This window comes from Paraburkholderia sp. JHI2823, from assembly GCF_038900695.1.
GTDB lineage: Bacteria > Pseudomonadota > Gammaproteobacteria > Burkholderiales > Burkholderiaceae > Paraburkholderia > Paraburkholderia mimosarum.
The window spans coordinates 1-257 of the sequence record NZ_JAYMRY010000392.1; the positions used below are offsets into that span (position 1 = coordinate 1).

A 257-nucleotide genomic window follows, 5' to 3' on the forward strand; every position below is an offset into this window, starting at 1 on the left:
TTTTTTCACGCTGGGCGTATCGGCCGCAGAGTCTGCCAGCAGGTTGGTCGACCGGCTTTTGAAGCATGATGGCCTTCGTTTTCCGAGACTCACGGCCTGATGCGCCGGGCGTTTCACGCTTTGCTTAGAGGGTGTTATGCACTTTTGTTAAGGGCTGCAAAGTGGACGAGCATAAGCACGGAGAATACGACGAAATGCAAGCCAGCCAAGGTTTCGGGCAAGCGCTCGTAGTCTCTGGCCAGACGGCGGAAGCGGTT

1 pseudogene is annotated in these 257 nt (G+C 56.0%); it reads right to left on the bottom strand.

The features are described 5' to 3' along the window. Window positions 1-134: 134 nt before the first annotated feature. A pseudogene (locus VSR34_RS39125) lies at window positions 135-257 on the bottom strand (IS5/IS1182 family transposase); the annotation flags it as partial.